Consider the following 25,942-nt stretch of genomic DNA (forward strand, 5'->3'; position numbering starts at 1 on the left):
GAGCGCCCTTATAATCGAGGGCTTTGCAAGCGGCGTTCTGCCGCATTTTTGCTTGCCCCTACATGCCCATTTACGCCTATAAATGCAGTTCCTGCGGCTTCGCCAAAGACTCGCTGCAAAAAATGTCCGACGCACCGCTCACGGTGTGTCCGAACTGCGGCAAGAGCACGTTCGAGAAGCAGGTGACCGCGGCAGGCTTTCAGCTCAAGGGCTCGGGCTGGTACGTGACCGACTTCCGCGAGGGTGGAGGCAAGAAGCCGGCAGACAAATCAGACAAGCCCGGCGACACGCCGGATCAGAAGTCGGATGCCAAGTCGGCCGAACCCGCCAGCGGCGGCAGCGCCGACGCACCGGCTGCAAGCCCCGCAGCGCCGGCCGCTTCGCCCGCGCCCGCCGTGGCCAGCACGCCTGCCGCCGCGCCGCCTTCGCCAAAGCCAGCAGCCAAGGGCGACTGAGACTTTTCATGCACGCGATTCGCAAATGGCTCCTGTCAGGCTTGCTGGTCATCGTGCCGCTGGTCATCACGCTGGGCGTGCTGAACTGGATCATCGGCACGCTCGACCAGACGTTGTGGCTGCTGCCCGACGACTGGCAAAAGTGGCTGTTCGACCACAAGGTGCGCGGCCTGGGCGTGCTGCTTACGCTGGCCATCCTGCTGGCAGTGGGCGCGGTCGCCAGCAATTTCGTCGGCAAGCGGTTGCTGGGATGGGGCGACGCGGTAGTGCGGCGCATTCCGGTCGTGCGGTCTATTTATTCGAGCGTGAAGCAGGTGTCCGATACGCTGTTCTCCGAGAACGGCAATGCGTTTCGTACGGCCGTGCTGGTGCAATGGCCGCGTGAGGGTCTCTGGACCATCGCTTTCGTGACGGGCACGCCGGGTGCCGATGTGCTCGAGCACATGGGTGGCGGGGACTATCTCGGAGTCTATGTGCCGACCACGCCCAATCCGACAGGTGGCTACTTCGTGATGCTCAAGCGAAGCGATTGCATTGAATTGAAGATGAGCGTGGACGACGCGCTCAAGTACATCGTGTCGATGGGGGTGGTCGTTCCAGGCGGTCCGTCCACGGTGGCGATCAAGCAGTAAACAAGACAAGACGCGCCCCGCGGGCGCCGGAAATCATCATGCTCATGCGTTCTGAATATTGCGGTCTGGTGACCGAGGCCCGATTGGGTGAAACCGTCAGCCTTTGCGGTTGGGTCAATCGTCGGCGCGACCATGGCGGCGTCATCTTCATCGATCTGCGCGACCGCGAAGGCTACGTGCAGGTGGTGTGCGATCCCGACCGTGCCGGGCAGTTCGCTATTGCCGAAGACTTGCGCAATGAGTTCTGCGTGCAGGTCAAGGGCCTGGTGCGAGCACGGCCTGAAGGCACGGTCAACGACACGCTCAAGAGCGGCAAGATCGAAGTGCTGTGCCATGAAATCAAGGTGCTCAACCCGTCCGTGACCCCACCGTTCACACTGGACGACGACAACCTGAGCGAGACGACGCGCCTCACGCACCGCGTGCTCGACCTGCGCCGCCCCGCGATGCAGCGCAACATGATGCTGCGCTACAAGGTGACGATGGAGGCGCGCAAGTTCCTCGATGCCAACGGCTTCATCGACATCGAGACGCCGATGCTCGGCAAGTCGACGCCCGAAGGCGCGCGCGACTACCTGGTGCCGAGTCGTGTGCACGACGGCAGCTTCTTCGCGCTGCCGCAGTCGCCGCAGCTCTTCAAGCAGCTCCTGATGGTGGCCGGCTACGACCGCTACTACCAGATCGTCAAATGCTTCCGCGACGAAGACCTGCGCGCCGACCGCCAGCCGGAGTTCACGCAGATCGACATTGAAACCTCGTTCATGGCGGAAGAAGAAATCCGCGAGATGTTCGAAAAGATGATTCGCCAGGTGTTTCGCTCGGCGGCCGCCATCGATTTGCCCGTGTTCCCGACGATGACGTACTCGGACGCCATGTTCAAGTACGGCTCCGACAAGCCCGACCTGCGCGTCAAGCTCGAGTTCACCGAGCTGACCGAACTCATGAAGCGCGTCGACTTCAAGGTGTTCTCGAACGCCGCGACGATGGATGGCGGCCGCGTCGTCGCCCTGCGCGTCAAGGGTGGCGGCGGTGAAGGCGGCATGCCGCGCAGCGAGATCGATGCCTACACTGAGTTCGTCAAGATCTACGGTGCCAAGGGCCTGGCGTACATCAAGGTGAACGATGCAGCGGCCGGCCGTGAAGGCCTGCAAAGCCCGATCGTGAAGAACCTCGACGACGCCACTCTGGCCGAGATCATCGCGCGCACCGGCGCCCGCAACGGCGACATCCTGTTCTTCGGCGCCGACAAGGAAAAGGTCGTGAACGACGCGATCGGCGCGTTGCGCGTGAAGATCGGTCACAGCGCTTTCGGCAAGAAGGCCGGGCTCTTCGACGACCGCTGGGCACCGCTTTGGGTGGTCGACTTTCCAATGTTCGAATTCGACGAAGAAGGTCAGCGCTGGTCGGCCGTACATCACCCGTTCACCGCGCCCAAGGACGGTCATGAAGACCTGATGGACACGGCACCGGAGAAGTGCATCGCCAAGGCCTACGACATGGTGCTCAACGGCATCGAGATGGGCGGCGGCTCGGTGCGTATCCATCGCGAGGAAGTTCAAAGCAAGGTGTTCCGCGCGCTCAAGATCAACGCAGAAGACGCGCAGCACAAGTTCGGCTTCCTGCTCGACGCGCTGCAATACGGCGCGCCGCCGCACGGCGGCATCGCCATCGGTCTCGACCGCCTGGTGATGCTCATGACGGGCGCCGAATCGATCCGCGACGTCATCGCTTTTCCCAAAACCCAGCGCGCGCAGGACTTGCTCACGCAGGCGCCGAGCCCGGTCGACGAGAAGCAACTGCGCGAGCTCCACATCAAGCTGCGTAACGTCCAGGAAGCCTGACGGCATCGGGAGGCACGATGACCGAACGTGCCTGGAAAATCCCCGAGTCGGTGTTGGTAGTGATCCATACGCCTGCACTCGACGTACTACTCATCAGACGCGCCGACGCCGATGAGTTCTGGCAGTCGGTCACCGGCAGCAAAGATGCGCTTAAGGAGCCGTTGGCACTGACCGCCGCACGCGAAGTCGGAGAAGAAACCGGTATCGAGTGCGGCGAAGACAGCGCGTTGGCATCGCAACTGGTCGACTGGCAGGTACAAAACGTGTACGAAATCTATTCGCAGTGGCTTGGTCGATACGCGCCAGGCACAAGGCACAACACCGAACACCTGTTCAGCTTGCGCGTGCCCGAGCGGTTGGTGCCTACGCTCGCACCGCGGGAGCACACCGCTTGGAAATGGCTGCCTTACCGGGATGCGGCCGACGCCTGCTTTTCGCCGTCCAACGCCGAAGCTATTCTGTTACTGCCACAATTTGCGCAATGACCGGTTCGAGCTCGACATTGCGTGTGGCCACCTACAACATCCATAAAGGTGTGCAAGGGATCGGCCCCGCGCGTCGACTGGAAATCCATAACTTGGGGCATGCCATCGAGCAGCTCGACGCCGACATCGTCTGCCTGCAGGAAGTGCGCAAGATGAACCGGCAGGCGGCAGCGCGCTTCAGCCAGTGGCCCGAATTGCCGCAAGCAGATTTTTTGGCGCCCGAGGGGTATACGGCGGTCTACGAAACCAACGCGGTGACACGGCACGGCGAACACGGCAATGCGTTGCTCACGCGTTGGCCGGTACTGCGCCAGGGCCACCATGATATTTCAGACCACCGATTCGAGCAGCGCGGCCTGCTGCATGTAGTCATTGACATCAACGACCGACCGGTGCACGCCATCGTCGTTCACTTGGGCCTGATCAAGGGCAGCCGCGTGCGGCAGATCGTGCGACTGCGTGAGTTCATCGAGCGTGAGATTTCGCCCGACGAAGCCGTCATCGTAGCGGGCGACTTCAACGACTGGGGCGCGCGCATGCGCGTCGCAATGAATGCAATGGGCCTGCGTGACGTGCACGGTACGCGCACGCTGACCTACCCATCGCGATTGCCCGTCGCGCAGCTCGATTTTATTTATGGGCGCCATATCGAGCCGGTCGAATGCTCTGCCCCGCGCGGTCCCATCTGGTCGCGCATGTCGGATCACCTGCCCTTGGTGACCGATTTTTTGCTTTGATTGATAGGATTCCAGCATGTTGAAGAAAGCTGATACCGCACAGGGCGCCGACCGCGGCGATGACGACGAAGGCACGCCCGTGTCGGTCAAGATTCGTGAGCGGCTGACCGCGGCGCGCAAGCGCTTCAACGCCAACGACAACATCGCCGACTTCATTGAGCCGGGGGAAATGGCGGCGTTGCTCGACGAGGTCGAGATCAAGATGAAGGGCGTGCTCGAAAGCCTGGTGATCGACGTCGAGCACGATCACAACACCGACAACACAGCGCGGCGCGTTGCCAAGATGTACCTCAACGAGGTGTTCGCCGGCCGCTATGTTCCGCCGCCCAAGCTGACCGAGTTTCCCAATGCCGAGCACTTGAACGAACTGATGATCGTCGGGCCGATTACGGTGCGCAGCGCATGTTCGCACCACTTCTGCCCGATCATCGGCAAGCTCTGGATCGGCATCATGCCGAACGAGCACACCAACGTGATCGGGCTGTCCAAGTACGCACGGCTTGCCGAATGGGTGATGGGTCGTCCTCAGATCCAGGAAGAGGCCGTGGTGCAACTTGCCGACCTCATTCAAGAAAAGACGCAGCCCGATGGCCTCGCCCTCGTCATGGAAGCAGAGCACTTCTGCATGGCATGGCGCGGCGTGAAGGAAATGGACAGCAAGATGATCAACTCCGTCATGCGCGGCGTGTTTCTTAAAGACCCTAACCTGCGTCGCGAATTCCTTTCACTTCTGCCGCGAAAGGGCTGAATGATGTTGGTCCGACTTCTCTATGCAAGCCGCGCGGTCGACACCAGCGCGGCAGCCATCGAATCCATCCTCGGTCCCTCGCGCGCACACAACACCGCGTGTGGCATTACCGGCATTCTTTGCTATGGGCAAGGCATCTTCTTGCAGGCGATCGAAGGCGGACGTACCGCTATCAGCGAGTTGTACGGGCACATTCAGAAAGATCCCCGCCACAAGGACGTGCTCCTGTTGCATTTCGAGGAAATCACCGAGCGTCGCTTCGGCGGCTGGACGATGGGCCAGGTCAATCTGTCGCGGCTCAATTCTTCCACGCTGCTCAAGTATTCTGAAAAGCCCGAACTCAATCCGTATGCAGTGTCAGGCAAGGTGTCGATGGCCTTGCTGGAGGAGTTGATGGCGGGTGCGGCGATCGTGGGTCGGCACTGACCTGTGGTCTGACGCCGGCTTGAATACGGCGGTCGGTTCAGTGTTCACGCTAGCTTCTGCCCCGGCGCATTCGATCGCAGGCTCGTCGTCATGCTTCTCTTAGGCTGCGACTTTTCTAGCGCGCCCACCTCGCGCAAGCCGATCGTCGTCGCGGTCGGCACTCTTCACGGCAGCCATGTCGTCCTCGGCCGCTTCGAACATTTCGCTTCGCTCGATCAATGGGCCAATTGGCTCCATGCGACGCCTGAATGGACCGGAGGATTCGATCTCCCGTTCGGACTGCCGCGCGAACTGGTCGAGCAACTCGGCTGGCCCCTGGAGTGGGTGGCCTTGATGGCGCACTACGCTGCGCTGGCCCGTGCCGACATTCGGCTCGCATTCTCTGCGTTCTGCGCAGCGCGCCCTGTGGGCGGCAAGTTCGCGCACCGCGCTACCGATGGTCCGGCGGGGTCGAGTCCATCAATGAAGTGGGTCAATCCGCCAGTGGCTTTCATGCTGCACGCGGGCGTTCCGCGACTCATCGCTGCGGGCGCTGCATTCCCGGGCTTGCAGGCTAGAAGCGACAAGTCCCGGCGCATCGCGTTGGAGGCATATCCCGGCATGCTGGCGCGTGAACTGATCGGGCGCCGCAGCTACAAGAGCGACGATGTCAAAAAGCAGACGCCCGAACGTGCCGTCGCACGCGCCGACTTGCTGTCTGCTTTGGAGCAGGGAGCAACGCGGCTCGGCCTTGCGCTTAAATTGAACGACCCGCAGCGTGCCCTGCTCCTCGCCGATGCGCGTGGCGACCGCCTCGATGCCGCACTGTGTCTGGTGCAAGCAGCATGGGCGCTGGCGCGAAAAAACGAGCCACCGGTTGGGTTCGGTTTGCCCTCTGGCATCGATCCGCTTGAAGGATGGATCCTTACGGCGTGAGCTTCGTTGTCCTACGTCGGTATGCGGCCTGCGGCCCCATCGGTATTTGCGCTACACATTTAGATTGACACCAGTGGTTCTTATTTCTGAGCCACGTGTTCATCTACTCATTTGGAAGGAAAACGTCATGAACAAGGATCAAGTTGAAGGTCGTCTGGATCAAGCCAAGGGCAAGGTCAAGGAAGTTGCTGGCAAGGTCGTGGGCAACGAAAAGCTCCAAGGCGAAGGCTTGGGCGACCAGGCTTCCGGTAAGGTGCAAAGCACTTACGGCGATGTCAAGGAAAAGGCAAAAGACGCCATCAAGTCGGGCGCTGACAAGCTCTGACTTCGACCGTACCGCACCGCGTGCAGGTGCCCGCCAACGTGCGAGCGTTTGCGGGCAATCCATGCGATGGACCAAGCGTCGCAATCGGCAGGAGCTTCTCTATGAACAAAGCGATTCGCACCTTTCCGCGGCCAATGGCCGCGTTTTTCGTTCTCGCGATCGCAGGGGCCGCAGCGCTTTCGGCCTGTGACAGCGGCAACAACCGAACCGTAGGCGAGAAGGTCGACGCGGGCATTGCCAAGACCGAGCAGGCTGCAAAAACCGCGGCGGCGAAGACCGGGGAAATGATTGCGGACCCTAAGCTCAAGGCTGATATCAAGGATGCGGGCGCGGCAATCTCCGCCACGGTAGACGATGCGGCGATCACCGCCGCTGTGGCTGCCGGCCTTGCGAAAGACCCTGACTTGAGCGCGATCAAGATAAACGTCACCACCACCGCCGGGGTGGTCAATCTCAAAGGCCCAGCGCCTACCGCAGAGGCCAAGTCACGCGCCGAAGACATCGCCAAGAGCGTACACGGGGTGACTTCTGTAAAGAATCAGCTGGAGGTTCGAGCCTGAAGTGTGTCGATTTCAAACATGCAGCAAAAAGCCCGGTCACCCGGGCTTTTTGCTGCATGAGTGCGACCAACTTGTCTGTCGCAGGAATGGACTGCTCCTGCAATCACCCGTTCGCGGATTTAGATGATTCGTCCGGAACGCGGTTTTGCATCAACGTATTTACAACATCGGCAATGTCGGATGTCTTCATCGCAGCCGCAATGACCGCAGTCACCGAGAGCAGTCGCCAAGGCTTGACCAACACCAGCACTGCACCGGCTGCAGTGGCAATGGCGACCAGCTTGAAGGGTTGCTGACGCGCGTAATGCTCCAGCAGTGGCTGGGCAAGCTGTCCTACCGTATTGGCGGGATGGCGGCGCCACCAGCGTTGGCCAACACGCTTGGCCATCGAAGTCCATGCGAATCGGTCTAGAAGCCCTGGACGGTCGCCTTTGCCGACGTACGCTTCATTGTCATAGTTGGTGCCGCCGTTGCCGTCGCCGTCCCCAAAGCTCTCGCTTACCGCAGGCTCCGGCCGCCCGCCTCGCAGCTGGTGAACCAGCGCTCTGCGAGACAGTGCAAGGCGCTCTTGCGCGGTCAACGCGAAAGACGACGAAGAGGATGCATTAGCGGCCACGGTGTTCTCCAGCTGCGTGAAGAGCACTCATGTCGGCACCGAGTTGCTCGCGGAAGTCGTCGAACGGGTGGAACGCAGAAGGCCGCGCCGCGAGGTAGCCAGATATAGCCGCAACGAACACTGCAACTCCCGGAACAATCACCAGCACCCAATTGAACGAACCATGCAGCACGCCGAGCATGACGGCAATGCCGATTAGCCCAAGCGCCAACAGGGCGCTAACGATGGCCAGCACGCTGGCAATGATCCGTCGGAAGACACCGCGCCCTGCGGCCGCAGTTTCTTCTTTCAAAAGAGCGGCGTAATTGGCAATGTGATCGGCGACCAGTTCCGGGTGCCCGAGCACCGTTGAAAAAATGGGATGAAGCATGTCGTGCGTTGGGCGAGAGCAAGCCTGGCTTCAGCGGCTAGTAGTCGTCCCGACGGCGGCTTGCGAGCACAATCAACGCGGTGATGGCCGCACCGGCCGCTGCTGCGACAAGCACCGAACGAACCGGCTGGTCGGAGATGTACCGGCCGGTGACATCCGCGGCCTTTTCGATGTTGCGTTGCGCACGTGCGCTGGTGCTCGATGCGGCGTCGAGACCGCGCTGAACTGCTTGCTGGACACGTGCCGCCAACTGTTCGACGCTGGGTTCGAAGTCGCGCTTCATGTCGCGTACTTTTTCACCCGCAGCATTCACTGCGTTTTGTGCGTAGGCACGGGTACTGTCAATGGCGTCGTTGGCCGTTTGGCGTGCATCGTCGGCAAGTTGCGATGCGGTCTTGGAAGCGGTGGTATTCATTGTCGAATTTCCTTTCAGTGAGTGTGACAGCGTAGCGGACGGAGGTGATTTTTGAACTGAGGCGTTTTCCGCAAGTATCCGGACTCCGTCGGTGGATTGAAACCCTTCAGGCGTTCACCCTTTGCGGGAGCGGCCCATGAAGAAGCTGATCAGGGTGAGCACCGCGAAGACGAAGAAAAGTATCTTGGCGATGCCAACGGCGCCGGCAGCGATGCCACCAAAGCCAAACACCGCAGCAATCAGCGCGATGACCAGAAAGACAACTGTGTAGTGCAGCATGAAGGGCTCCTTGGAATACCTCCGTCCACCTGCTGGACGGATGCTTTACACAGTAAGTGGCGCTACTCAAAACCCCTGTCAGCAGCGGCGGTCGCAGGGCGTAGGAGAGGGACGAATCGGTCAATCCGGTGACGGAGCTTTGGTAGCCGGCAGCATGGCACTTACCAGAGTCCCCTGTCCATCCGTCGATGTAATGGTCAGCTTGCCGTGTGCTGCTTCCACACGATGACGCATGCCGGCGAGTCCGTGCGTTGCCGGGCGTACCTTGCGCGGATCGAAGCCCTTGCCGTTGTCTCGAACTTCGGCAATCACATGGTTTTCGTAGTTCTTCAGAACGATCGTCGCCTCGTTGGCTTCCGCGTACTTGCCGATGTTGGTCAGGCTCTCCTGGACCATGCGATAGATGGTGAGCTGAAGCCCCTCGTCCAGCACCACTTGCTCCAGCGCCATCTCGACCCGGATGCCCGAGCGGTCAGCAAATTCGCGCCCCAGAATCTCCAGCGATGCAATGAGACCCAGGTTCGACAGCGACGATGGCCGCAAATCTTCGATGATGCGGCGCTTGAGGGCGATGCCGCTGTTGAGCAGATCGGTCAAATGTTGGAGTCGCTGCGTCGCGTCGGCCGAGTCGGCCAGCTTCGACTTCAACCGCGCAACGTCCAGCTTGGCTGCCGTAAGCAGCGAGCCGAGTTCATCGTGCAGCTCGCGGGCGAGATAGCCTCGCTCGTTTTCACGTACGTCCTGCAGGTGGGTTGCCAGCTCGGCGAGCATGGCCGTGCGGTTGCGCACTTCGTCTTCCAGCACGTTGCGTTCGCGCTGCAAGGCTTCTTGCTGGCGCTCTCCGGCCGACTGGAGTGCATGACTCTGCCGCAAATACAGGTAGAAGGCGACCAGGGCCGCAAGTGCGACGACCGCGATGCCGATGCGTGCCAGCTTCAAGGCTTCGGCGATCTGTGCCTGCCCCTTGAACAGCGCTTCGTTGCTGACGGCCACCAACTGGTCGGCCTGTGTGCGGATGGCGTTCATCTCTTCGCGGCCGACATCCGTCGTCATCACGAACTTCCATGCGTCTTCGGCGCCGGACTTTCGCAGCCTTACGCTCATGTCCATTTCCGCTTGCTTGCGTGATACGTGGCTTGCCAGCAACGAAAGGCGCGCGAGCTCGACGGGATGGTCGGTGTACAGCGTGCGGAGCATCGCAAGCTGCCCGTCGATCTGCTTTGCCGCCGCATCGTAGGGTTCGCGGTAGCGTTCATCGCCCGTCAACAGATATCCCCGTTGGCCCGTTTCTGCATCGAGGATGGTCTGCATCAACCCGTTGAGGACCAGGCGAACCTGTTGTGCCTGGCTGATTTCTGCCAGTGCGCGGTTCGATTGACGGAACCCCACTTCATTGATGCCGACCAGCGCGCAAGCGGCCAGAACGGCCAGGGTAAGGCCGAGGGCCATCTTCGGGAACGCTAACCAACGCATGAACTCTCAGGATGCTCCGTGTTCAATTTCGGGAATAATCTGTGGGATCAGGGACCGGACAATCAGCAGTGCATCGACCTGCGATGCAACGTAGAAAGTAACAGATGATCAAGATCGGGATTGTGGACGACCACGCCATCGTGCGCTCGGGGCTGCGTCAGTTTTTCTCCGAGCATGTCGACCTGCGAGTAGCAGGCGAAGCGGCGAGCGGTCGGGAGGCCATCGAACTGGTGCGAACCACGGAACTGGATGTTCTCGTGATGGACTTGTCCATGCCGGGTCAAAGCGGAATCGACGCTCTGGCAATGATTCGCGCCAAGGCGCCCGACGTCGGAATCCTGATTCTGAGCGGATACCCTGAAGAGCATTACGCGATGAACCTGATTCGCCAAGGCGCGAGCGGTTACCTCAACAAGGAATGCGATCCGATCGAAATCGTGAACGCGATCCGTACCGTGTCGATGGGCCGCCGCTACATCACGCCGGCCGTGGCCGAACTGCTGGCGCGTCAGCTCGACCGGAAGGACGACGCAGCGCCGCATGAGCAATTGTCGGAGCGCGAATTCCAGGTCTTCCTGAAACTGGCCAAGGGCGAAACCGCCGGCGACATCGCCAAGACATTGTCGCTGTCGGTCAAGACGGTCAGTACCTACCGCACGCGTTTGATGGAAAAGATGAACCTGTCGTCGAACAGCGATCTGACCTACTACGCATTGAAGAACAAGTTGATCGACTGATCCGACCTGCTACACCCGGCACGCCAGCGCGTGCAGGGCGTAGGCAATGCCGCACGCCTTGTGCGGCCCGGCACCGACCTCCTTCCGGCCAACGGCCCGGTAGTCTCCGCGCATGAATGCAAGCGCTACGAGCCCATCTTCTCGCCCGACGCAGCGCCCGCTCGCGCTCAAGGTGCTGACAGTGGTCGTCGCGTTGCTCCTCGTACTGGCTCTGGTTGTCGTGTTCTTTCCGTGGGATGTGCTTCGCGGACCGATCAACCGGTACGTCAGCGAAAAAACCGGCCGCAAGTTCGAGATCACGCGGCACCTCGATGTGGGCGTCGGCCTTCGTGGCGCGACAATCAAGTTCGACGGCATCGAATTCGCCAACCCTTCCTGGGCGCGCGAACCTTACCTTGTTAAGGCGGACCGCGCTGAGTTCGACATCCGGTTTTGGCCGCTGCTCGCCAAGAAGGTGATCATCCCCCGTTTGTCGCTGACCTCACCCGTCCTCGGGTTACAGATGGAGCAGGACGGAAGACGTACTTGGGCGCTCGGCAAAGACACCTCGGACACCAGCACCACGCCGACGATCGGACTGCTCCAGGTCGATGGCGGCGCAGTTGACTTTCTCGCCAAACACCTGGGTGTCGACTTGCATGTCGACTTCAACTTCGACACCAGTCGCGGCGAGATGCCGCTCGACTACAAGGTCAAGGGCACATACCAAAAGCAGCCGTTGACCGCTGTCGGCCGGACCGGCAACGTCTTGCAATTAAAAGCCGCCGGTGCGCCGCCGTTTCCGCTGGAGATCAAGGCGACCGCAGGTCACACCACACTGAGCGTGCACGGCACGGCTGCCGAGTTGTCAACGCTGGAAGGCATCGACGCCAAGTTCGACATCAAGGGCCAGAACCTCGGCGACCTGTTCCCGCTGCTCGGCATCGCATTGCCGCAAACCTCGCCTTACGCACTCGGCGGCGAGCTTCGCAAGAACGGCAAGCTCTGGAGCGTGGCGGCCATGAAAGGCAAGCTGGGCTTGTCCGACATCGGCGGCGATATGAAATTCGACCAGGGACATAAGCTGCCCTACCTTTCGGGTAGCTTGCGTTCGCGTGTCATGGACATGGACGATCTCGGCCCGTTGATCGGCCTACCGCCGACAGAGCGGTCTGCCAACGCGGTAGAAGGCGTTGCCCCTCCGCCCACGATTTCGCAAGTCAAGAAGGCCCAACGCGATCCGGGTACCCGCGTGCTGCCGACCGCGAGGCTCGACTTCGAGCGACTGCGCGCCATGAACGCCGACGTCTCCTATGTGGCGGATCGCATTACCAACGTGCGACAGGTGCCGCTGGACCGGGGCAGCGTGAAGGTGAAGTTGGCCGACGGCGTGTTGACCCTCGATCCGCTCGACCTCGGCGTGGCCAGCGGCAGGATCGGCGGTGCGATTCGCATCGACGCGGCAAAGAATCCTGCCGACATCCGCGCGTCGCTCGATGTGCGGGGTATGCAGCTCAACCGGTTGATCCCGAAGGTCGAAACCTTGAAGACCAGCTTCGGCAAACTCGATGGGCGAGTGAATCTGTCGGGTCAGGGCAACTCGGTCGCATCGTGGCTTGCGACCTCGTCGGGCGATATCGCAGCCATCACTGGCAAGGGCCAGTTCAGTAATCTGCTACTCGAGTTTTTAGGACTGGACGGTGGCGAGATCATCAAGTTCTTGCTGCGTGGAGACCACAATGTGACGCTGCGATGTGGCGCGGTCGCGCTCAACGTCGACAAGGGGTTGATGAGTACACGCACCATCGTCTTCGACACCGATGACACTGTCTTCAACGCGACGGGCAATGCGAGCTTTGCCAACGAGTCTCTGGACTTCGTGATCAAGCCTCAGCCCAAAGACATGAGCATCCTGTCGTTGCGTACGCCGTTGACGATCAAGGGTACGTTTGGCTCACCCAAGCCATTTATCGAAGTGGCGCCACTCGCGGGTCGCGGCCTGGTGGCCCTGGCGCTGGGCGCGATCAACCCGTTGCTCGCTCTGGCCGCCACGATCGAAACCGGACCAGGTCAGGATGCCGATTGCGAGGGCGTGCTGGCGGACGCGCAAAAGCCGGGTGTGGGTGCTGCCGCCAGCGGCGCCGCCAAGGCAAAGTCTGCCAAGACCGCTGTCCCATAAACAGGCAGCCGAGCGCCCATGCATCGGTAGCGCGACGACAGCCGTCTATCTATCCGCGGCTCGCGCAGACGGGGCAACTCGGATCGCGCGCCACCTTCACTTGGTCGAAGGTCGTCGCCAGCCCATCGAACATCAGCAGCCGGCCCGCCAGGGAAGTGCCTATGCCTGCCAGTAGCTTCAATGCCTCGTGGGCCTGCAAGGTGCCGATTGTGCCGACGACGGGAGCAAAGACGCCCAGCACGCTGCACTGCGTTTCTTCGACCTCGGCGTCTGGCGGGAACACGCAGGCATAGCAGGGCGACTGATCGTTGCGCAGGTCATATACGCCGAGTTGTCCGTCGAATCGAATGGCTGCACCGGCCACGAGCGGTCGGAGATGCATGACGCAGGCGCGATTGACGGCATGGCGGGTGGCGAAATTGTCCGAGCAATCGACGATCAGATTCGACGAAGCGACCAGCCGGTCCAACAGGCCACCGTCCGCCCGCTCGCCGATCGCTTCGATCGTGATGTCTGGGTTGATCGCACGCATTGCAGCTGCAGCGGAGTCGACCTTGCGCTGTCCGACGCGCGCGGTGGTGTGCGCGATCTGACGCTGCAAGTTGGTGAGATCCACCGTGTCATCATCGATGAGGGTGATGTGGCCGACCCCCGCCGCGGCGAGGTAAAGCGCCACAGGGGAACCAAGTCCGCCGACGCCGACAACCAGAACACGCGCTGCAGTGAGCCGCGCCTGGCCGTCGATATCGAGTTCTTCCAGCAGCAGGTGCCGGGAATACCGAAGCAAAGCTCGGTCATCCTCGCTGTTCCCCCCGCTGTTTGCCTCATCGTCGTCCATGGGAAAAACAGACTCGCTCAGTTCAATCGCTCAATTTTCTTTCTTCTCTTCCTTGCGCTCGACCTGCGTATTGCTCACAACCACCGGGTTGCCTTTGAGCTTCGCCAGTGCCTGCACCAGAGCGAAGTCCTTGTCGGTGCCGAACTCAGGCACCTTGCGATCTTGCGGCGGCTTCTTGGCTTCCTCTTCGAGGCGCTTGCGTGCGTCATCGCGGGCCTTTTCGCGTTCCGGGTCTTTGACCTCCGCACCCTGACCGCTGGAAAGATGCTTTTCGAGATCGGCTTCGCGCATACGCAGCGCGGCGAACGGGCTCCCCTCGGCGCTCTCGTCGACCAGCACGTTTGGCACGATGCCCTTGGCCTGGATCGAGGTGCCGCTCGGCGTGTAGTAACGCGCCGTGGTGATCTTCAGGCCGGTGTCCGGACCCAGCGGACGCACGGTCTGCACCGAGCCCTTGCCGAAGGTCTGGCTGCCCATGACGGTACCGCGCTTATGGTCTTGCAGCGCGCCCGCCACGATCTCGCTCGCGGATGCAGAGCCTTCATTGACCAGCACCACCAACGGCACGGTCTTGAGGCCTGCGGGCAGGCTCTTCAACGGATCGCTGCCGGCACGGCGCTGATAGAACTCGGGGGACGCCTTGTAGACCGACTTGCTTTCAGCCAGTTGACCGTCGGTCGTCACCACAGTCACGTTCTCCGGCAAGAAGGCAGCAGAAATGGCGACGGCCGCATCCAGCAAGCCGCCCGGATCGTTGCGCAGATCGAGCACCATGCCCTTAAGGTTGGGCTCCTGCTTGTAGATTTCTTCGACCCTCTTCACGAAGTCGTCGACAGTGCGTTCCTGGAACTGCGACAGGCGAATCCATGCATAGCCGGGTTCCATGACCTTGCCGCGAACCGACTGCGTGCGGATTTCTTCGCGCGTGATGGTCACGGGAAAAGTGCGGTTCTCGTCCTTGCGAAAGATGGTGAGTAGCACCTTCGTGCCCGACTCGCCGCGCATGCGTTTGACCGAGTCGTTGAGGCTCAGGCCGCGCACCGCCGTGTCGTCGATCTTGGTGATCAGATCGTTCGGCTTCAGGCCCGCGCGGAAGGCCGGTGAGCCCTCGATCGGTGATACGACTTTGATGAGCCCGTCTTCCTGCGAAATCTCGATGCCGACGCCGACGAAGCGGCCGGTCGTGCCTTCGCGAAATTCCTTGAAGGACTTCTTGTCGAAGTACTGCGAGTGCGGGTCGAGACCGGCGACCATGCCGGAAATTGCATCGGAGATGAGCTTCTTTTCGTCGATCGGCTCGACGTAATCGCTTTTCACCATGCCGAAAACGGCCGCGAGTTGTTGCAATTCTTCGAGTGGCAACGGGGCGAGAGAGCCCCGTGCAACCGTCTGCAAAGAGACGGTGGTCAACACGCCAGCAACGGCGCCGGCGGCGATCCAGCCGGTGATCTTCAGTTTCTGGCCCATTTGAGAGTGTCCTTGTGGCTCAAACCAATATACACAGCTTGGAAGCAATTTGCCTGCCGGGGTTCCCCAGCCTTGGCACAAACAGTCAACGCATCGACAAGCGGCATGCGCTCCTGCGTCAACGGTGGCTTCAGCCCTTGCCTTGCGATGCAACCGCGGCCGCAGCTTTGGCTGCCGCGTCTGCATCGCCGAGGTAGTAGTGTCGCAGCGGTTTTAAATCGTCGTCGAGTTCATAGACGAGCGGAATGCCGTTTGGAATATTGAGGCCGACGATATCCGAATCGGAAATGCCATCGAGGTATTTGACCAACGCTCGGATCGAGTTGCCGTGCGCTGCGACGACGAGGCGCCGACCGGAGCGGATGGCCGGTGCCATCGACTCGTTCCAGAACGGCAAAACGCGCGCCACCGTGTCCTTCAGGCATTCGGTCAACGGAATCTGCTCTGCCGCCAGCTTGGCATAGCGCACGTCGCCGCGTTCGCTGCGTGGGTCGGTCGGCTCCAGCGGCGGCGGCGGCGTGTCGTAGCTGCGGCGCCAGACCAGCACCTGCTCGTCACCGTATTTCTTGGCCGTCTCGGCCTTGTTCAACCCTTGCAGGCCGCCGTAATGGCGCTCGTTGAGACGCCATGAATGCACCACCGGCAGCCAGGTGCGATCGAGTTCGTCCAGCGTGTGCCAGAGCGTGCGCGTGGCGCGCTTCAGCACGCTGGTGTAGGCCACGTCGAACTCATAGCCTTCGGCCTTGAGCAGGCGCCCGGCCTGCTTGGCCTGGTCGACACCGGTCGGCGTCAGGTCGACGTCGGTCCAGCCGGTGAAGCGGTTTTCGAGATTCCAGGTCGATTCGCCATGGCGAATCAGTACCAACTTGTGCATTTGGGGCCTTTGGCGACGCGTACGAAACGTGCCATTCTAAAATCGGCGGTTTGCCATTCAAGGACTACCGTGAAATTCATCATCGACAACTGGGTGCTCATCCTGATTGCGCTCAGTTCGGGCGCGATGCTCGCATGGCCGCTGATTCGCGGCGGAGCAGGCGGCTCGCTCACAGCGCAGGGCGCGGTGCAACTCATCAACCGCGAGCGCGCAGTGGTCGTCGATGTGCGCGAGCCCGATGAGTACGCTGCTGGCCACGTGACCAACTCGCGCAACGTGCCGTTCGACCAGTTGGAGGCCAAGCTGTCGAACACGGTCAAGAACAAGTCGCTGCCGGTCTTGCTGATGTGCGCGACGGGTGCCCGCGCCGGCCGCGCGCTGGCCATCGCAAAGAAACTGGGTTACGAGCAGGCCCAAGTGGTGGGCGGCGGTCTCAAGGGCTGGAAAGACGCTAACCTGCCCATAGAAAAGGCTTGAGCGCCTCGCCTCACTACTGACGGGCCTCCCACGGCCCCAGAACTGGATGACCATGCAACCCGTAAAGATGTACACCACCGCCGTTTGCCCGTACTGCATTCGCGCCAAGCAGATTTTGAAAGCCAAGGGCGTCGAGCAGATCGAAGAGATCCGCATCGACAGCGATCCGGCCGCACGCGCCACGATGATGGAAGTGACACAGCGCCGTACCGTGCCGCAAATCTTCATCGGCGACACGCACGTCGGTGGCTGCGATGAGCTGATGGCGCTCGACAGCCGCGGCGGCCTGGTGCCTTTGCTTCAAGGGACGCAGAGCGCGTCCGTCTGATTCCCTGAGTTCGGCGCGGCGATAATCTCCGGCTACCCTCCATCAGCCCGCTGCAGAAATATGTCTCCGGCGGGCATTGTTTTGATCCTCGAAAGTTAGCCATGGCAGACACCCTCGATCCCGTGTTCCAGATTCAACGCGTCTACCTCAAGGACCTGTCGCTCGAGCAGCCGAACTCGCCCGGCATCCTGCTGGAGCAAGAGCAGCCGACGGTCGACATCCAACTCGGCGTCGATGCCCAGCCGGTGACCGAAGGCATCTACGAGATCACCGTGTCGGCCACCGTGCAGACCAAGATCCAGGACAAGACCGTGTTTCTGGTCGAAGCCAAGCAAGCCGGCATCTTCGAGATCCGTAACCTGCCCGAAGACCAGATGGGTCCGATCCTAGGCATCGCTTGCCCGCAAATCGTCTACCCGTACCTGCGCGGCAACGTCGCCGACGTGATCCAGCGCGGCGGCTTCCCGCCGGTGCACCTGGCCGAGATCAACTTCCAGGCTATGTACGAGCAGCAGCAGGCGCAGGCCGCCGGTCAGCCGCAGGCGATCACGACGCAATAAGCGTTTCGGGCTTCGGTAACTCGCTGGGCCTGGAGTTCCCATTCCGTTGAAGCCATGAAGATCAGCGTGATCGGCGCCGGCGCCTGGGGCACTGCGTTGGCGGTCAACGCGGCAGCGCGGCACGAAGTGGTCTTGTGGGCACGCGATGCTGCACAGGCCGAACGCATGTCAGCCGCGCGAGAGAACGTGCGCTACCTACGGGGCATTCACTTTCCCGCAGGCATGTCGGTCCGCGCGGTTGGGCAAGGCCATCTTGTTGCCGATGCCGAACTGGTCATCGTCGCGACGCCAGTGGCGGCGTTACGCAGCCAGCTCGTAAGCCTCCGCGGCACTGCGGTGCCGGTTGTATGGCTCTGCAAGGGCGTTGAATCGGCGTTGGTGGCTCCGGGCTGCGAGCTTGGCGACAAGCCTTTCTTTGGCTTGCTCGCTCATGAAGTCCAGGCGCAGGTGGCGCCAGAACTGCTGGCCGGCGTACTCAGCGGGCCCAGCTTCGCGCAGGAAGTAGCGCAGTCGAATCCCACTGCCTTGGTTGCCGCAAGCCGTCATGCAACCGTACGCACGGCGCTTGTAGAAGCTTTCCACGGTCCCAGCCTCCGCGTCTATGCAAACGACGATATCGTTGGCGTCGAGGTGGGCGGCGCCGTCAAGAACGTGCTGGCGATCGCGACCGGTTTGTGCGATGGCCTGGCGCTCGGACTCAACGCGCGTGCAGCGTTGATCACTCGCGGCCTGGCCGAGATGACGCGCTTCGGCGTGGCGCTGGGTGCGCGACCTGAAACCTTCATGGGTCTATCAGGGCTTGGCGATCTCGTTTTGACCGCCACTGGCGACCTGTCGCGCAATCGCAAGATCGGACTGCTGCTGGCAGAAGGCCGTTCGCTCGAACAGTCGGTCGCGTCGCTGGGTCACGTGGCAGAAGGTGTGTACTGCGCGCGCACGGTGGTGCAGCGCGCGCGCTATCTTGGGATCGATATGCCGATCGCAGAAGGCGTCGTGGCCTTGCTGAACGGATCGCAGAGCACGGCCGCGGTAGTCGCCGCATTGATGGGTCGCGAGGCATCGGCTGAAGGCAGCTGAGAGGGGCTCAAAAGGCGCCTGAGAGTAACGTTGGGACCAGCCGACTTGCCGGAAACGCGTAGTGCGCGTTACGGCTCGATACACTCGAGACGACGGGCGCTGCGGGTCGGCGCTACCCCTTCGTATCGAACCCAACCCGGTTCGTCGGGTGGCGTGTCTTAAACGTGCGTCGCTGGGGCGGGCGTGTATGCCAACCTCACATAGATCGGGGCGAATGCCTCGGCCTGCGTGATGTCGATCAACGTTTCTTTCGCAAGCTCGAGCATCGCGATGAAGGTGACGATCAGCACCGGCGTGCCGCGCGTCACGTCGAAGAGCTTTTCGAACTCGACGAACTGGCGCCCCTGCAAGTGCCGCAGGACGATGCTCATGTGCTCGCGCACGCTCAGCTCTTCACGCGAAATGTGGTGGTGCTGCACGAGCTTCGCGCGCTTCAGGATGTCGGCCCAGGCGTCGCGCAGATCGACCGCGTCCACATCGGGAAACCGCGGCTTGAGCGATTGTTCGATATAAACCTGCCCTTTCCAGAAATCGCGGCCGTGTTGCGGCGCTGCGCTGAGGGCAGCGGCATGCAATTTGGTCTGCTCGTACTCGCGCAGCCGGCGCACCAGTTCGGCCCGAGGGTCTTCGGCTTCTTCGCCATCGGCCGTCTTTTTAGGCGGCAGCAGCATGCGCGACTTGATCTCGATCAGCATCGCTGCCATCAGCAAGTACTCGGCGGCCAGCTCGAGGTTGGTGTGGCGAATTTCGTCGACGTAGGTGAGGTACTGCCGCGTCAACCCCGCCATCGGAATGTCGAGGATGTTGAAGTTCTGTTTCCGGATGAGGTAGAGCAACAGATCGAGCGGCCCTTCGAAAGCTTCGAGAAAAACTTGCAGCGCCTCGGGCGGGATGTACAGGTCTTTCGGCATTGCGAAAAGCGGCTCGCCATACAGGCGGGCCAACGCGACCTGATCGACCACCTCGGGCATAAGTGCGACGACCTCGTCGCCGTCGCTGTTGCCGCTCCGCGCGTCTCTGCGCATCGACGCTTACTTGACGATCGTCTGGTAGACGTAGGGCTGCATCGGCACCCGCGCTTCACCGTACTCGTCGAGGAGGCCGCGGTCGAGGTGCTTGTCCCACAGCAAGGCTCGCCCGGCGCGTTGCTCAGCCTCCAGGGTCGGCTTCTTTTCCTTCATTTCTTTGATGAAGCTGGTGATCTCGGACGTGTAGTGGGCGCGGCGAAAGAAGGACATAGACTGAAACCTCGGTTAGCTCAATTTTACGGGGGGAAGCGATGCGCGGACGAAACTGGATTCACGGGTGGGCGGCCGTCTGCCTTGTGGCACTGCTGACCATGCTGGCGGGCTGCGACAACCAGGCCATCCGCGAGCTGGAAGAGGGCGTTGCGACCGAAGCGGACGTGCGCGCCCGGTTCGGGCAACCCGAGAACGTCTGGGATGCGCCCGGATCGCCTGGCAGTCGGGTGTTCGAATACAACCGCCAGCCGCAAGGCCAAAAGAACTACATGATCACCATCGGCCCCGACGGCAGAATGACCGCGCTGCGACAGGTGCTGACACCCGAGAACTTTGCCAAAGTGCAGGCCGGCATGCCGATGGAAGTGCTCCGCAAGCTGCTCGGCAAGCCGGCCAAGGTCACGCCCTATGCGCTAAAGCGCGAGACCGAATGGGAATGGCGCTGGGTGCAGCCGCCGAATTCGCCGATGGTGTTCACTGCGGTGTTGAACGACGATCAACGCGTGGTGCGCAGCGGCTCTTCTCCAGACAAGGGGACCGAGGCGCCCTGATCGATGCGCAAGTCCCGCCCGCGCGGCGCTCAATCCTTGCTGGGAATCACCGCATCGGCTGCAGCACCGACCGCCTTGCCGGTGATGCGCGCGGTGCCGATGACCGCATCTGCGCCCAATCCGACGACCCCGGCCCCCACGCTGACCACGGTGCTCGCGACCGACACCACCGCGCAGCCCGAAAGCAGCGCACAGCCCGCGACCACGAGTGCCAATGCCGGCGTGGTCAGTGCGAGCCGCAAGCGCATCATTTCATCGCACCCGCATCCCCGGCACCGCACCCGGCCAAGGTTCCAGCACGTGGATTCCTGGATTGGCTTTTTCGTCCGCGTGACTCGCGGCGAGCACCATGCCTTCGCTGATGCCGAACTTCATCTTGCGAGGCGCCAAGTTGGCGACCAGCACGGTCAGCTTGCCGACCAGTTGTGCGGGTTGGTAGGCTGAGGCGATGCCGCTGAACACGTTGCGCATCTTGCCCTCGCCCGCATCGAGCGTGAGCCGCAGCAGCTTGGTCGACCCTTCGACTTTTTCGCATGCAACGATCTTTGCAATGCGCAAATCGATTTTGGTGAAATCGTCGATTGTGATGGTCGAAGCGATGGCTTCGCCGCCCGGCGCGACGTCGGCGGCCACGGTTTCGACTTCGGTCTTCAGATCGGGCACGGGCACGGCCGCTTCGTTGGGCTCGAACAATACGTCGAGCACCTTGGCATCGACGCGCTGCATCAGGTGCTTGTAGTCGCCGATCACGTGTCCCGCAGCAAGGGGATGGTTGGCATCCATCCAAGTCAGCGGCTCGATGGCCAGGAAGGCCTCGACGTTGAGCGCCAACGCCGGCAGCACCGGCTTCAGGTAGAGCGTGAGCAAACGGAAAGCCTCGATGCAGACGGTGCATACGTCGTGCAGCCGCGCTTCCATTCCTTCTTTCTTGGCTAGCTCCCATGGCTTGTTGGCATCGACGTAAGCGTTGACGCGGTCGGCCAACGCCATCGTGTCTCGCAGGGCGCGCGCGAAGTCGCGATCGTCGTACAGCTTGGCGATATCCGCCGCGCCAGCACGCAGCGCCGCGAGCAGTTCGGCGCCATCACCTGACGCCTCGCCCAGCTTGCCGCCGAAGCGCTTGCCGATGAATCCCGCCGCGCGGCTCGCGATGTTGATGTACTTGCCGACCAGGTCGCTGTTGACCCGCGCCACGAAGTCGTCGGGGTTGAAGTCCAGGTCTTCGTTGCGGCCGTTGAGTTTGGCCGCCAGGTAGTAGCGCAGCCATTCCGGATTGAGGCCGACCGACAAATACTTGAGCGGGTCGATGCCGGTGCCGCGGCTCTTGCTCATCTTCTCGCCGCTGACGGTCAAGTGGCCGTGCACATAGATCGCGTCGGGCGTCTTGCGGCCGCTGAAGTGCAGCATGGCGGGCCAGAACAGCGTGTGGAAGGTGATGATGTCCTTGCCGATGAAGTGCACCTGCTCCAGATCGGGGTCGGCCATGTACTCGGTGTACGAGATGCCATCGCCGCCCAGCTCGATGCAGCGCTTGTCCAACAAGTTCTTTAGCGATGCAAGGTAGCCGACCGGCGCATCCATCCAGACGTAGAAATACTTGCCGGGCGCGTCCGGGATTTCAATGCCGAAGTACGGCGCGTCGCGGCTGATGTCCCAGTCGCCCAAGCCACCGTTACCGTCTTCGTCCTTGTAGAGCCACTCGCGAATCTTGTTCTGCACCTCTGTCTGCACGTGGCCGGGGGCCGTGGTCCAGTTCTTCAGGTACGCCTCGCAGCGCGGGTCCGACAGCTTGAAGAAGAAGTGCTCGGAACTGCGAAGCTCGGGCTTCACGCCGGACAGTGCCGAATATGGGTCGATCAGCTCGGTCGGCGCGTACACCGCGCCGCACACTTCGCAGTTGTCGCCGTACTGGTCTTTCGAGTGGCACACCGGGCATTCGCCCTTGATGAATCGATCGGCCAGGAACATACCCTTGGCCGCGTCGTAGAACTGCTCGACCGTCTTCACCGTCACCAAGCCTGCCTTGTCGCGCAGGTCGCGGTAGATCTCCTGTGCGAGCTGGTGGTTCTCCGGTGAATCGGTCGTGCTCCAGTTGTCAAAGGCGATATGAAAGCCGTCGAGGTAGGGCTTGCGGCCGGCCGCGATCTCGGCCACGAAGGCCTGCGGCGTGATGCCGGCCTTGTCGGCCGCGATGGTGATGGCGGCTCCGTGCGCGTCGTCGGCACAAACGAAATTGACCTCCGCGCCCTGCATGCGCTGAAACCGCACCCAGATGTCGGCCTGGATGTATTCCATGATGTGGCCGATGTGGAACTTGCCGTTGGCGTAGGGCAGGGCAGTGGTAACGAAGAGCTTGCGCGGGGACATCGAGAGACGCTTTCAGAGGGAGACCGGCATTTTAGGCGGCGTATGCTGCCTGCCAGCGTGCCCGCTCGGACGCCCCCATTTCCCTGAACTGTCGAGAGGCTTCATGACGTCCATCACCATCCCCGCAACACTAATCCCCGGCGACGGCATCGGCCCCGAAATCGTCGACGCCACGCTGGCCGCGCTCGATGCATTGCAAGCGCCGTTCGAATGGGACCGCCAGGTCGCAGGCCTCGGCGGCGTGCAACTGGCCGGCGACCCGCTGCCGGCGGCCACGCTCGACAGCATCCGCCGCACGCGCCTCGCGTTGAAGGGCCCGCTCGAGACACCGTCGGGCGGCGGCTACCGTTCGTCGAACGTGCGTCTGCGCGAAGAGTTCCAGCTCTACGCCAACCTGCGCCCGGCGCGCACCGTCATTCCGGGCGGGCGCTTCGACAAGATCGACTTGTTGGTGGTGCGCGAAAACCTCGAGGGTCTCTACATCGGCCATGAGCACTATGTGCGCATCGACGACGATCCGCACGCGGTCGGCATGGCAACCGGCATCAACACGCGGCAAGGCTGCCGCCACATTCTCAAATACGCCTTCGACACCGCCATCGCCACCGGCCGCAAGAAGGTGACGCTGGTGCACAAGGCCAACATCATGAAGGTGCTGACCGGGCTGTTCCTCGAGACCGGCCTGCAGATGTACGAAGACGCGCAATACAAGGGCAAGTTCGAGCTCGACACCATCATCGTCGACGCCTGCGCGATGAAGCTGGTGCTCAACCCGTGGCAGTTCGACATGCTGGTAACCACCAATCTTTTCGGCGACATCCTGTCCGATCTGGTGGCTGGTTTGGTCGGTGGACTGGGCATGGCGCCGGGGGCCAACATCGGTGCCGATGCGGCCATCTTCGAAGCGGTGCATGGCTCTGCGCCCGACATCGCCGGCAAGGGCATCGCCAACCCTATCGCGCTGCTGCTGGCCTCGGCCTTGATGCTCGACCACTGCAAGATGCCGCAGCTGGCGACGCGGCTGCGAAGCGCGATCGATCAGACGCTCAACATCGACAAGGTGCGCACAGGCGACCTCGGCGGCACCGCGAACACGGCGGCCTTCACCAAGGCGCTGGTCGCCCGCATCAAAGGAGGCTGAAGCGCATGGCGCAACCTCTGCCAACGCTGTCGCTGCTCGAAACCCGCGTGCTCGGCGTGCTCGCCGAAAAGCAGCGCACCGTGCCCGACAGCTATCCGCTCACGCTCAACGTGCTGGTGTCGGGCTGCAACCAGAAGACCAGTCGCAACCCGGTGATCGAGGCGACCGATACCGAAGTGCAGGGCGCCATCGACAGCCTGAAGGGCTACAGCCTGGTGAGCGAAACCAGCGGCGGCCGGAGCTTTCGGTATGCGCACAATGCCGACCGCGTGCTGCAGGTGCCGTCGCAGTCGATCATCCTGTTGACCGTGCTGATGCTGCGCGGCCCGCAGACGCCAGGCGAGTTGCGCATCGCCTGTGACCGCATGCACAATTTTGCCGATATCTCGTCGGTCGAGGGCTTCCTGGACGAGCTGGCGGAGCGACCCGCGGGCGCGTTGGTGATGAAGCTGGCACGCTTGCCCGGTGCGCGCGAAAGTCGATGGGCGCAGCTGCTCAGCGGCACGCCGGCGGAAGATGCAGCACGGCCCGAGTCGACTGCGAGCGGCGATGTGTCGCTGGGCGAAGTCGCTGCGCTCAAGGCCAACGTGGCGCGGCTCGAAGCCGAAGTCGCCGATCTGAAAGCGCTCGTCGCCCGCATTTGTTCCGAGCTCGGGATGACCTGATCCCGGCCTAAGGAATGGCCCGAGCAACCACTGAAGACGGGGGTGCGCACTAGACTACTCGCCATTCAGGAGTTATCCATGGCAGTTACCCAAGAGGCGCTGATCGCCGCGCTCAAGCCGGTCGTCGATCCGAACACCGGCAAGTCTTTCGTCGACAGCAAATCGCTGAAGAACGTGCAGATCGCCGACGGCGACGTTTCTTTCGACCTCGAACTCGGCTACCCGGCCAAAAGCCAATACCCGGCGCTGCGCAAAGCGCTGGTCGCGGCGGCCAAATCATTGCCGGGCATCGACAACGTGTCGGTCAACATCACCCTGAACGTGGTGAGCCACGCGGTGCAGCGTGGTGTGCAGCTGATGCCCAATGTCAAGAACATCATTGCGGTTGCGTCGGGCAAGGGCGGTGTCGGCAAGAGCACCACCGCCACCAATTTGGCGCTGGCGCTGGCCGCCGAAGGCGCTTCGGTCGGCCTGCTCGATGCCGACATCTACGGACCGAGCCAGCCGATGATGATGGGCATCGAAGGCAAGCCCCCGAGCATCGACGGCAAGACGATGGAGCCGATGCGCAACTACGGCGTGCAGGTGATGTCGATCGGTTTTCTGGTCGATCAGGACCAGGCCATGATCTGGCGCGGCCCGATGGCGACGCAGGCGCTCGACCAGCTCCTGCGCCAGACCAACTGGAAAGACCTCGACTACCTGATCGTCGACATGCCGCCCGGCACCGGTGACATCCAGCTGACGCTCAGCCAGCGCGTGCCGATGACCGGCGCTGTGATCGTCACCACGCCGCAAGACATCGCACTGCTCGATGCGCGCAAGGGCATCAAGATGTTCGAGAAGGTCGGCGTGCCGATCCTCGGCATCGTCGAGAACATGGCAGTGCACGTCTGCTCCAACTGCGGCCAGGTGGAGCACATCTTCGGCGCCGATGGCGGCAAGAAGATGGCGGCGCAGTACGACATGGCGTATCTGGGCGCGCTGCCGCTCGACATCAACATTCGCCTGCAGGCCGACAGCGGCAAGCCGACGGTCATAGCCGACCCCGACGGTGAAGTGGCCGGCCTCTACAAGGCGGTGGCGCGCCAGGTCGCAGTCGGTATCGCGGAAAAGGCCAAGGACTTTTCGGCCAAGTTCCCGACCATCTCGATCAGCAAGAACACCTGAAGACTCAGGGCGCG

At 62.0% G+C, this 25,942-nt stretch carries 32 protein-coding genes; 20 read left to right on the forward strand and 12 right to left on the reverse strand.

Annotation, left to right across the window (positions count from 1 at the left end; translation table 11 throughout):
- The first annotated feature begins 62 nt into the window (after positions 1-62).
- The 10 genes from H7F36_RS10470 to H7F36_RS10515 all read left to right on the forward strand — a co-directional run bounded on the left by H7F36_RS10470 (position 63) and on the right by H7F36_RS10515 (position 7,124).
- A complete protein-coding gene (locus H7F36_RS10470) occupies positions 63-455 on the forward strand; it encodes an FmdB family zinc ribbon protein (RefSeq protein WP_187054607.1) in 393 nt (130 codons plus the stop codon).
- Positions 456-463: 8 nt separating this feature from the next.
- Positions 464-1,087, forward strand: coding sequence for a DUF502 domain-containing protein (locus H7F36_RS10475; protein ID WP_187054608.1), 624 nt, complete (start codon positions 464-466; stop codon positions 1,085-1,087).
- Between the two features lie 38 nt (positions 1,088-1,125).
- The gene (aspS, locus tag H7F36_RS10480) at positions 1,126-2,928 is read left to right on the forward strand and encodes an aspartate--tRNA ligase (protein ID WP_187054609.1); all 1,803 of its coding nucleotides are present in this window, start codon (positions 1,126-1,128) and stop codon (positions 2,926-2,928) included.
- A 17-nt stretch (positions 2,929-2,945) separates the two neighbouring features.
- Positions 2,946-3,413 carry a dihydroneopterin triphosphate diphosphatase gene (nudB, locus tag H7F36_RS10485; protein ID WP_187054610.1) on the forward strand — a complete coding sequence of 156 codons (468 nt, stop codon included), beginning with the start codon at positions 2,946-2,948 and terminating at the stop codon, positions 3,411-3,413.
- Positions 3,410-4,150: an endonuclease/exonuclease/phosphatase family protein gene (locus tag H7F36_RS10490; RefSeq protein WP_187054611.1), complete on the forward strand. Its 741-nt coding sequence runs from the start codon at positions 3,410-3,412 to the stop codon at positions 4,148-4,150. The genes nudB and H7F36_RS10490 overlap by 4 nt, the downstream gene beginning before the upstream one ends.
- Positions 4,151-4,166: 16 nt before the next feature.
- Positions 4,167-4,898: a GTP cyclohydrolase I gene (gene folE, locus H7F36_RS10495; RefSeq protein ID WP_187054612.1), complete on the forward strand. Its 732-nt coding sequence runs from the start codon at positions 4,167-4,169 to the stop codon at positions 4,896-4,898.
- Positions 4,899-4,901: 3 nt separating this feature from the next.
- Positions 4,902-5,324: a BLUF domain-containing protein gene (locus H7F36_RS10500; protein ID WP_187054902.1), complete on the forward strand. Its 423-nt coding sequence runs from the start codon at positions 4,902-4,904 to the stop codon at positions 5,322-5,324.
- A gap of 90 nt (positions 5,325-5,414) precedes the next feature.
- Positions 5,415-6,239 carry a DUF429 domain-containing protein gene (locus H7F36_RS10505; protein ID WP_187054613.1) on the forward strand — a complete coding sequence of 275 codons (825 nt, stop codon included), beginning with the start codon at positions 5,415-5,417 and terminating at the stop codon, positions 6,237-6,239.
- A gap of 127 nt (positions 6,240-6,366) precedes the next feature.
- Positions 6,367-6,564, forward strand: a complete 198-nt coding sequence (locus H7F36_RS10510; protein WP_187054614.1) for a CsbD family protein — start codon at positions 6,367-6,369, stop codon at positions 6,562-6,564.
- A 101-nt stretch (positions 6,565-6,665) separates the two neighbouring features.
- On the forward strand, positions 6,666-7,124 hold the full coding sequence (locus H7F36_RS10515; protein ID WP_187054615.1) for a BON domain-containing protein: 459 nt from the start codon (positions 6,666-6,668) through the stop codon (positions 7,122-7,124).
- Positions 7,125-7,227: 103 nt separating this feature from the next.
- Here the strand turns inward: H7F36_RS10515 and H7F36_RS22160 are convergent, their stop codons facing one another.
- The 5 genes from H7F36_RS22160 to H7F36_RS10540 form a co-directional block, all read right to left on the reverse strand.
- Complete coding sequence (locus H7F36_RS22160) at positions 7,228-7,512, reverse strand: hypothetical protein (RefSeq protein ID WP_261802571.1); 285 nt, start codon at positions 7,510-7,512, stop codon at positions 7,228-7,230.
- Between the two features lie 217 nt (positions 7,513-7,729).
- Complete coding sequence (locus H7F36_RS10525) at positions 7,730-8,110, reverse strand: phage holin family protein (protein ID WP_187054617.1); 381 nt, start codon at positions 8,108-8,110, stop codon at positions 7,730-7,732.
- 37 nt (positions 8,111-8,147) lie between these two features.
- Positions 8,148-8,525, reverse strand: coding sequence for a hypothetical protein (locus H7F36_RS10530; protein WP_187054618.1), 378 nt, complete (start codon positions 8,523-8,525; stop codon positions 8,148-8,150).
- A gap of 114 nt (positions 8,526-8,639) precedes the next feature.
- Positions 8,640-8,804 carry a DUF1328 domain-containing protein gene (locus H7F36_RS10535; protein WP_187054619.1) on the reverse strand — a complete coding sequence of 55 codons (165 nt, stop codon included), beginning with the start codon at positions 8,802-8,804 and terminating at the stop codon, positions 8,640-8,642.
- A gap of 120 nt (positions 8,805-8,924) precedes the next feature.
- A complete protein-coding gene (locus H7F36_RS10540) occupies positions 8,925-10,277 on the reverse strand; it encodes a CHASE3 domain-containing protein (protein ID WP_261802572.1) in 1,353 nt (450 codons plus the stop codon).
- A gap of 104 nt (positions 10,278-10,381) precedes the next feature.
- On the opposite strand from H7F36_RS10540, the gene H7F36_RS10545 reads away from it, so the two are divergent.
- Together H7F36_RS10545 and H7F36_RS10550 are read left to right on the forward strand one after the other, a co-directional pair.
- The gene (locus H7F36_RS10545; RefSeq protein WP_187054620.1) at positions 10,382-11,014 is read left to right on the forward strand and encodes a response regulator transcription factor; all 633 of its coding nucleotides are present in this window, start codon (positions 10,382-10,384) and stop codon (positions 11,012-11,014) included.
- 112 nt (positions 11,015-11,126) lie between these two features.
- Positions 11,127-13,172 (forward strand): AsmA family protein, encoded by a 2,046-nt coding sequence (locus H7F36_RS10550; protein ID WP_187054621.1) that lies wholly within the window; start codon positions 11,127-11,129, stop codon positions 13,170-13,172.
- A gap of 49 nt (positions 13,173-13,221) precedes the next feature.
- Here the strand turns inward: H7F36_RS10550 and H7F36_RS10555 are convergent, their stop codons facing one another.
- The 3 genes from H7F36_RS10555 to gpmA form a co-directional block, all read right to left on the reverse strand.
- Positions 13,222-14,010, reverse strand: a complete 789-nt coding sequence (locus H7F36_RS10555; protein ID WP_187054622.1) for a HesA/MoeB/ThiF family protein — start codon at positions 14,008-14,010, stop codon at positions 13,222-13,224.
- A gap of 30 nt (positions 14,011-14,040) precedes the next feature.
- The gene (locus tag H7F36_RS10560; RefSeq protein WP_187054623.1) at positions 14,041-15,477 is read right to left on the reverse strand and encodes a S41 family peptidase; all 1,437 of its coding nucleotides are present in this window, start codon (positions 15,475-15,477) and stop codon (positions 14,041-14,043) included.
- Between the two features lie 130 nt (positions 15,478-15,607).
- Positions 15,608-16,351, reverse strand: coding sequence for a 2,3-diphosphoglycerate-dependent phosphoglycerate mutase (gene gpmA, locus H7F36_RS10565; protein ID WP_187054624.1), 744 nt, complete (start codon positions 16,349-16,351; stop codon positions 15,608-15,610).
- 69 nt (positions 16,352-16,420) lie between these two features.
- On the opposite strand from gpmA, the gene H7F36_RS10570 reads away from it, so the two are divergent.
- From H7F36_RS10570 to H7F36_RS10585, 4 genes are all read left to right on the forward strand, one after another.
- On the forward strand, positions 16,421-16,828 hold the full coding sequence (locus tag H7F36_RS10570) for a rhodanese-like domain-containing protein (protein ID WP_187054625.1): 408 nt from the start codon (positions 16,421-16,423) through the stop codon (positions 16,826-16,828).
- Between the two features lie 52 nt (positions 16,829-16,880).
- Positions 16,881-17,156: a glutaredoxin 3 gene (grxC, locus tag H7F36_RS10575; protein WP_187054626.1), complete on the forward strand. Its 276-nt coding sequence runs from the start codon at positions 16,881-16,883 to the stop codon at positions 17,154-17,156.
- A 101-nt stretch (positions 17,157-17,257) separates the two neighbouring features.
- Entirely contained in the window at positions 17,258-17,716 is a 459-nt protein-coding gene (secB, locus tag H7F36_RS10580) for a protein-export chaperone SecB (RefSeq protein ID WP_187054627.1), read from the forward strand.
- Between the two features lie 54 nt (positions 17,717-17,770).
- Positions 17,771-18,793 (forward strand): NAD(P)H-dependent glycerol-3-phosphate dehydrogenase, encoded by a 1,023-nt coding sequence (locus tag H7F36_RS10585; RefSeq protein ID WP_187054628.1) that lies wholly within the window; start codon positions 17,771-17,773, stop codon positions 18,791-18,793.
- A gap of 158 nt (positions 18,794-18,951) precedes the next feature.
- On the opposite strand, the gene H7F36_RS10590 is transcribed toward H7F36_RS10585, so the two are convergent.
- Positions 18,952-19,818, reverse strand: coding sequence for a segregation and condensation protein A (locus tag H7F36_RS10590; protein WP_187054629.1), 867 nt, complete (start codon positions 19,816-19,818; stop codon positions 18,952-18,954).
- Between the two features lie 6 nt (positions 19,819-19,824).
- Positions 19,825-20,031, reverse strand: a complete 207-nt coding sequence (locus H7F36_RS10595) for a DUF3460 family protein (RefSeq protein ID WP_187054630.1) — start codon at positions 20,029-20,031, stop codon at positions 19,825-19,827.
- Between the two features lie 41 nt (positions 20,032-20,072).
- Here H7F36_RS10595 and H7F36_RS10600 point away from each other — a divergent pair, with 41 nt between their 5' ends.
- Positions 20,073-20,585: an outer membrane protein assembly factor BamE gene (locus tag H7F36_RS10600; RefSeq protein ID WP_187054631.1), complete on the forward strand. Its 513-nt coding sequence runs from the start codon at positions 20,073-20,075 to the stop codon at positions 20,583-20,585.
- Between the two features lie 29 nt (positions 20,586-20,614).
- Here H7F36_RS10600 and H7F36_RS10605 read toward each other — a convergent pair whose 3' ends face one another.
- Both H7F36_RS10605 and metG read right to left on the reverse strand, forming a co-directional pair.
- Entirely contained in the window at positions 20,615-20,836 is a 222-nt protein-coding gene (locus H7F36_RS10605) for a hypothetical protein (RefSeq protein ID WP_187054632.1), read from the reverse strand.
- A 1-nt stretch (position 20,837) separates the two neighbouring features.
- Positions 20,838-22,952 (reverse strand): methionine--tRNA ligase, encoded by a 2,115-nt coding sequence (metG, locus tag H7F36_RS10610; protein ID WP_187054633.1) that lies wholly within the window; start codon positions 22,950-22,952, stop codon positions 20,838-20,840.
- Positions 22,953-23,055: 103 nt separating this feature from the next.
- Between metG and H7F36_RS10615 the strand changes: the two genes are divergently transcribed.
- The 3 genes from H7F36_RS10615 to apbC all read left to right on the forward strand — a co-directional run bounded on the left by H7F36_RS10615 (position 23,056) and on the right by apbC (position 25,928).
- The gene (locus H7F36_RS10615) at positions 23,056-24,093 is read left to right on the forward strand and encodes an isocitrate/isopropylmalate dehydrogenase family protein (protein ID WP_187054634.1); all 1,038 of its coding nucleotides are present in this window, start codon (positions 23,056-23,058) and stop codon (positions 24,091-24,093) included.
- 5 nt (positions 24,094-24,098) lie between these two features.
- The gene (locus H7F36_RS10620) at positions 24,099-24,758 is read left to right on the forward strand and encodes a YceH family protein (RefSeq protein ID WP_187054635.1); all 660 of its coding nucleotides are present in this window, start codon (positions 24,099-24,101) and stop codon (positions 24,756-24,758) included.
- A gap of 78 nt (positions 24,759-24,836) precedes the next feature.
- Positions 24,837-25,928 (forward strand): iron-sulfur cluster carrier protein ApbC, encoded by a 1,092-nt coding sequence (gene apbC / locus H7F36_RS10625; protein WP_187054636.1) that lies wholly within the window; start codon positions 24,837-24,839, stop codon positions 25,926-25,928.
- The last annotated feature ends 14 nt before the right edge of the window (positions 25,929-25,942 follow it).

It is taken from the genome of Variovorax sp. PAMC28562 (genome assembly GCF_014303735.1).
GTDB lineage: Bacteria > Pseudomonadota > Gammaproteobacteria > Burkholderiales > Burkholderiaceae_C > Variovorax.

What these genes read in the sequence shown, in the direction of transcription:
- nudB (WP_187054610.1), top strand. Translation starts at nt 2,946, where the DNA reads ATGACCGAACGTGCCTGGAAAATCCCCGAGTCGGTGTTGGTAGTGATC.
- H7F36_RS10600 (WP_187054631.1), top strand. Translation starts at nt 20,073, where the DNA reads ATGCGCGGACGAAACTGGATTCACGGGTGGGCGGCCGTCTGCCTTGTG.
- H7F36_RS10620 (WP_187054635.1), top strand. Translation starts at nt 24,099, where the DNA reads ATGGCGCAACCTCTGCCAACGCTGTCGCTGCTCGAAACCCGCGTGCTC.
- H7F36_RS10500 (WP_187054902.1), top strand. Translation starts at nt 4,902, where the DNA reads ATGTTGGTCCGACTTCTCTATGCAAGCCGCGCGGTCGACACCAGCGCG.
- H7F36_RS10515 (WP_187054615.1), top strand. Translation starts at nt 6,666, where the DNA reads ATGAACAAAGCGATTCGCACCTTTCCGCGGCCAATGGCCGCGTTTTTC.
- grxC (WP_187054626.1), top strand. Translation starts at nt 16,881, where the DNA reads ATGCAACCCGTAAAGATGTACACCACCGCCGTTTGCCCGTACTGCATT.
- gpmA (WP_187054624.1), bottom strand. Translation starts at nt 16,351, where the DNA reads ATGCACAAGTTGGTACTGATTCGCCATGGCGAATCGACCTGGAATCTC.
- H7F36_RS10475 (WP_187054608.1), top strand. Translation starts at nt 464, where the DNA reads ATGCACGCGATTCGCAAATGGCTCCTGTCAGGCTTGCTGGTCATCGTG.
- H7F36_RS10535 (WP_187054619.1), bottom strand. Translation starts at nt 8,804, where the DNA reads ATGCTGCACTACACAGTTGTCTTTCTGGTCATCGCGCTGATTGCTGCG.
- H7F36_RS10530 (WP_187054618.1), bottom strand. Translation starts at nt 8,525, where the DNA reads ATGAATACCACCGCTTCCAAGACCGCATCGCAACTTGCCGACGATGCA.
- apbC (WP_187054636.1), top strand. Translation starts at nt 24,837, where the DNA reads ATGGCAGTTACCCAAGAGGCGCTGATCGCCGCGCTCAAGCCGGTCGTC.
- H7F36_RS10545 (WP_187054620.1), top strand. Translation starts at nt 10,382, where the DNA reads ATGATCAAGATCGGGATTGTGGACGACCACGCCATCGTGCGCTCGGGG.
- aspS (WP_187054609.1), top strand. Translation starts at nt 1,126, where the DNA reads ATGCTCATGCGTTCTGAATATTGCGGTCTGGTGACCGAGGCCCGATTG.
- H7F36_RS10595 (WP_187054630.1), bottom strand. Translation starts at nt 20,031, where the DNA reads ATGTCCTTCTTTCGCCGCGCCCACTACACGTCCGAGATCACCAGCTTC.
- secB (WP_187054627.1), top strand. Translation starts at nt 17,258, where the DNA reads ATGGCAGACACCCTCGATCCCGTGTTCCAGATTCAACGCGTCTACCTC.
- H7F36_RS10540 (WP_261802572.1), bottom strand. Translation starts at nt 10,277, where the DNA reads ATGCGTTGGTTAGCGTTCCCGAAGATGGCCCTCGGCCTTACCCTGGCC.
- H7F36_RS10585 (WP_187054628.1), top strand. Translation starts at nt 17,771, where the DNA reads ATGAAGATCAGCGTGATCGGCGCCGGCGCCTGGGGCACTGCGTTGGCG.
- H7F36_RS10505 (WP_187054613.1), top strand. Translation starts at nt 5,415, where the DNA reads ATGCTTCTCTTAGGCTGCGACTTTTCTAGCGCGCCCACCTCGCGCAAG.
- H7F36_RS10560 (WP_187054623.1), bottom strand. Translation starts at nt 15,477, where the DNA reads ATGGGCCAGAAACTGAAGATCACCGGCTGGATCGCCGCCGGCGCCGTT.
- H7F36_RS10590 (WP_187054629.1), bottom strand. Translation starts at nt 19,818, where the DNA reads ATGCGCAGAGACGCGCGGAGCGGCAACAGCGACGGCGACGAGGTCGTC.
- H7F36_RS10490 (WP_187054611.1), top strand. Translation starts at nt 3,410, where the DNA reads ATGACCGGTTCGAGCTCGACATTGCGTGTGGCCACCTACAACATCCAT.
- H7F36_RS10470 (WP_187054607.1), top strand. Translation starts at nt 63, where the DNA reads ATGCCCATTTACGCCTATAAATGCAGTTCCTGCGGCTTCGCCAAAGAC.
- metG (WP_187054633.1), bottom strand. Translation starts at nt 22,952, where the DNA reads ATGTCCCCGCGCAAGCTCTTCGTTACCACTGCCCTGCCCTACGCCAAC.
- H7F36_RS22160 (WP_261802571.1), bottom strand. Translation starts at nt 7,512, where the DNA reads ATGGCCAAGCGTGTTGGCCAACGCTGGTGGCGCCGCCATCCCGCCAAT.
- H7F36_RS10550 (WP_187054621.1), top strand. Translation starts at nt 11,127, where the DNA reads ATGAATGCAAGCGCTACGAGCCCATCTTCTCGCCCGACGCAGCGCCCG.
- H7F36_RS10555 (WP_187054622.1), bottom strand. Translation starts at nt 14,010, where the DNA reads ATGGACGACGATGAGGCAAACAGCGGGGGGAACAGCGAGGATGACCGA.
- folE (WP_187054612.1), top strand. Translation starts at nt 4,167, where the DNA reads ATGTTGAAGAAAGCTGATACCGCACAGGGCGCCGACCGCGGCGATGAC.
- H7F36_RS10525 (WP_187054617.1), bottom strand. Translation starts at nt 8,110, where the DNA reads ATGCTTCATCCCATTTTTTCAACGGTGCTCGGGCACCCGGAACTGGTC.
- H7F36_RS10605 (WP_187054632.1), bottom strand. Translation starts at nt 20,836, where the DNA reads ATGATGCGCTTGCGGCTCGCACTGACCACGCCGGCATTGGCACTCGTG.
- H7F36_RS10510 (WP_187054614.1), top strand. Translation starts at nt 6,367, where the DNA reads ATGAACAAGGATCAAGTTGAAGGTCGTCTGGATCAAGCCAAGGGCAAG.
- H7F36_RS10615 (WP_187054634.1), top strand. Translation starts at nt 23,056, where the DNA reads ATGACGTCCATCACCATCCCCGCAACACTAATCCCCGGCGACGGCATC.